This window comes from Pseudoalteromonas sp. TAE79 (genome assembly GCF_000498015.1).
Lineage (GTDB): Bacteria > Pseudomonadota > Gammaproteobacteria > Enterobacterales > Alteromonadaceae > Pseudoalteromonas.
Genome location: NZ_AUTL01000243.1, coordinates 1 through 3,497 on the forward strand (window position 1 = coordinate 1; position 3,497 = coordinate 3,497).

4 protein-coding genes are annotated in these 3,497 nt (G+C 39.6%); 1 reads left to right on the plus strand and 3 read right to left on the minus strand.

Annotated features, from left to right (window positions below):
- Window positions 1-419, plus strand: a 419-nt coding sequence (locus tag L655_RS0119190; RefSeq protein ID WP_024605981.1) for an NAD(P)-dependent oxidoreductase, incomplete at its 5' end; no start/stop codon positions are given.
- 268 nt (window positions 420-687) lie between these two features.
- Here L655_RS0119190 and L655_RS0119200 read toward each other — a convergent pair.
- From L655_RS0119200 to sbcB, 3 genes are all read right to left on the minus strand, one after another.
- Window positions 688-1,671 carry an IS110 family transposase gene (locus L655_RS0119200; RefSeq protein ID WP_024597435.1) on the minus strand — a complete coding sequence of 328 codons (984 nt, stop codon included), beginning with the start codon at window positions 1,669-1,671 and terminating at the stop codon, window positions 688-690.
- Between the two features lie 314 nt (window positions 1,672-1,985).
- A complete protein-coding gene (locus L655_RS0119205) occupies window positions 1,986-2,234 on the minus strand; it encodes a hypothetical protein (RefSeq protein WP_024605982.1) in 249 nt (82 codons plus the stop codon).
- Window positions 2,235-2,613: 379 nt separating this feature from the next.
- The coding region (sbcB, locus tag L655_RS0119215; RefSeq protein ID WP_024605984.1) for an exodeoxyribonuclease I at window positions 2,614-3,497 on the minus strand (884 nt) is incomplete at its 5' end.

Here is a 3,497-nt window from a genome sequence, read left to right on the forward strand (position 1 = left end):
CGTTTAGTCGTTTTAGCCAATTACTAGGCGGCGTTGGCTCGGGACAACTTTGTAAAATGGTTAATCAAATTTGTATTGCTGGTGTAGTGCAAGGTTTAGCCGAAGGCTTACATTTTGCCAAGCAAGCTGGGCTTGATGGTGAAAAAGTAATAGAAACCATTTCTAAAGGTGCAGCCGGTTCGTGGCAAATGGAAAACCGCTACAAAACAATGTGGGCGGGTGAATATGAATTTGGTTTTGCCGTAGATTGGATGCGTAAAGATTTAGGCATTGCACTCGATGAAGCTAAAAACAATGGCGCTACTTTACCAATGACTGCAACGGTCGATCAATACTACGCCGATGTACAAGCGCTCGGTGGTGGCAGATACGACACCTCAAGCTTACTAGCACGCATTGAAGCACTGCATAAAAAGTAACGCTGTAGACGCGAAGCCCGTAAAGTAATTTATTCACAAAGAGGTTATGAGGCGCTGCGCTTTTAGAGGCAGTGATAGATAAAAAAGATTATTGTTGGTTTTATGTTTGCTCATTTACTCCTTATTCGCTTCTCTTTGTGAATAGAGTTTTATTTAAGTAATTAAAAGCTATGCTTTTCACGTGAGCGAGCTCTACGTTTACCGCCAAAGTTTAACTGTGGGTTTAATTTGTAGATACCATCTCTCATTTTAAGCTTCAAGGTCGTATTTAACTTTCTTGGAGCTTAAACGCTTCTTGGTTTTTTATTACACCAAAACATATATGAATTAGCTTTCGCATATTTGCACACACAGCTTGCATTGGTGTTTTACCATTATTTATTAACGTTAACTTGTGTCGTTTTATTGTTTTATTCCATTGCCCAGCAACAACGGCTGCCATATAAAGTTTACATCGAATTCTGGCTGGGCCAAGTTTACTGATTGATGTTCGCCCTTTTAATTTACCCGATTCATTATGCCGTGGGATTAATCCACAATAAGCCGCCGCTTCTTTGGCTTTATTAAATTTTTTAGCCGCAAACAAATACGTCAGCTCTCTCGATAATACGGGCCCTATGCCAGGGATTGACTCAAGTAGTTTCCTGTTTCTTTTTAAATCAGGTTCATTATCTATGTGGTTATCAATGTCAGATTTAAGTTGTTTAATTTCATCGTCTAAAAACGCGATAGTCACTTTTATCGATTGGCAAACACGCGCAGAAACGTTGCTGAATTCACTTGCTTCTAATCGGTTCGCTTCTCGTTGCCGGTTACTCTCAAGCGCATCTAAACGACGGATAAGGGCTTTAAGCTCTCTAATTGCTAATGCTTCAGGTTGCCAATAATTAACGACTGCGTGCTTGGCACAGCCATAATGAGCAAGCATCGTTGCATCAGATTTGTCTGTTTTATGAATTATGTTTAAAGCGTCTGCATACTTTTTAGCTTTACCAGGGTTCGCTAAAATAATATTAAAGCCTTGCTCGTATAAAAAATACATCAGTGCTTCATGATAAACACCCGTTGGTTCGAGGGTGATAACGAGCTCATTAGCAGCGCTTTTTGTTGTATTTAAAAGCCATTTTTCTATTGTTACAAAATCTTGGCGCTTGTTTTTAAAGACTTTTGTTTTAATTTTATTTGTAAGTTGGTCTCTCAACCACGATAAATCAATCTTCTCTTTACTAATATCAATGCCGATAAACATCATCTCTACTTACTCCCCTTGTACATACAGCATCTACTTAAATAAAAGCGTGCTTGGATACCATTCAGTTTGTGAGAATAGAAAGTCAGGGCTTTATCTACGGAGCAGTATTAAATACTAGACGCGAAGGCAAGCTCACTGACTTCGATGTGATAAATGATAGCTAATCATTTATCAATGAGAGATACAAGACGCGAAGCTTGCTTGCGTGACGGGCAAAGCCCGTAAAAGTGACTTATTCACAAAGAGGTTTAGAGGCGCTGCGCTTTTAGAGGAAGTAATAGATCTAAAAAGTTATTGTTTTTATGTCTTCTCATTTACTCCTCATGCGCTTCTTTTGTGAATAGTGTTTTATTTAAGCAATTAAAAACTGCGCTTTTCACATGAGCAAGCTTGACGTCTACCGCCAAAGTGTCGATATGAGTTTTACTTGTAGACGCGGAGCTTGCTTGCGTGACGGGCAAAGCCCGTAAAAGTGACTTATTCACAAAGAGGTTATGAGACGCTGCGCTTTTAGAGGCAGTGATAGATAAAAAAGATTGTTGTTGGTCTTTATATTTTCTCATTTACTCCTCATTCGCTTCTCTTTGTGAAATAGATTTTTATTTAAGTAATTAAAAGCTACGCTTTTCACGTGATCAAGCTTGACGTCTACCGCCAAAGTGTCGATATGAGTTTTACTTGTAGACGCGAAGCTTGCTTGCGTGACGGGCAAAGACCGTAAAAGTGACTTATTCACAAAGAGGTTATGAGGCGCTGCGCTTTTAGAGGCAGCGATAGATAAAAAAGATTGTTGTTGGTCTTTATGTTTTCTCATTTACTCCTCATTCGCTTCTCTTTGTGAAATAGATTTTGCTTTGTTTGAAGTGGTACAGATATTTATAAACAAAAACGCGACGCTTTATTGCTAAAGCGTCGCGTTTATAATGCGTTATACAAACAAAATTACATGCTTTGTGCGTAGTTATACAGTGCCTTTAAAATTGTAAGATTTTTTTCGCTGTCGTCATGTTCATGCGCTAGGTTTTCAAGGGTGATCATAAAATCTTGCGCGTTAATTGATGGTTGATCTTCCCCGTGCATTAGCTTGTTTTGGCAATACTGGCGCCATTGGTCAAGCTCTTGCTGGTTTAGCGTTTCAGGCCAGTTACGGGCGCGGTATCTAAACAACAAGGTATTAAACTTTTTATCTTCAAAGTCTAACTTCAACCCAGCCAATTCATCTGGTTTTGCATCACGAATAATCGCAAATTTAGCTTTATCAGCATGGCTTGTAAACCCATCGTAAAGTAAGTAGTCAACGTTAGTGGTTGCGCTGTAATCGCCTTGCTCGTTAAACACTTCGGTTACTTTATCGCGAAGGTCGGTATTGGCTTTTAAAATAGCTAAATTAGCTAAGCACTGCTCGCGGTCAATCCCAAGGCGGGCGGCGTTTTCAGGCAATAATGTTTTAGCTGGGGCTAAAATAGGGCACTTGTTTAAATGCACTAGTTTTAAGCCAACAGGTAATTCACCCTCGGCTAAATCTACACGTTTGGTGTATAAGCGTTTGCGTAACTCTTCTACGTTTAAATCAATGAGTACTTGTGGATTTTGGGTTAAATCAAAACAAATAACCGCGTTTTTATTTACCGGATGAAAGCTCATTGGTGCAACCCAGCTTGTACAGCCTTGTGTTGCAGGTATGCGCGACGTGGTATGCACCAGCGGCGTCATGTTAAATACATCAACCAATTCAGCAAGGGCTTTTTTGCCACGCAAACCAAAAAAGAAGTTATATAGCTTTGGCTGTTTTTCTTTTATTAGCTTAGCCAATGCAATAGTGGCGG

Bases quoted from the DNA above. Each gene is read 5' to 3' on its own strand.
- L655_RS0119205 (WP_024605982.1), bottom strand. From the start codon at position 2,234: ATGAGAAAATATAAAGACCAACAACAATCTTTTTTATCTATCACTGCC.
- L655_RS0119200 (WP_024597435.1), bottom strand. From the start codon at position 1,671: ATGATGTTTATCGGCATTGATATTAGTAAAGAGAAGATTGATTTATCG.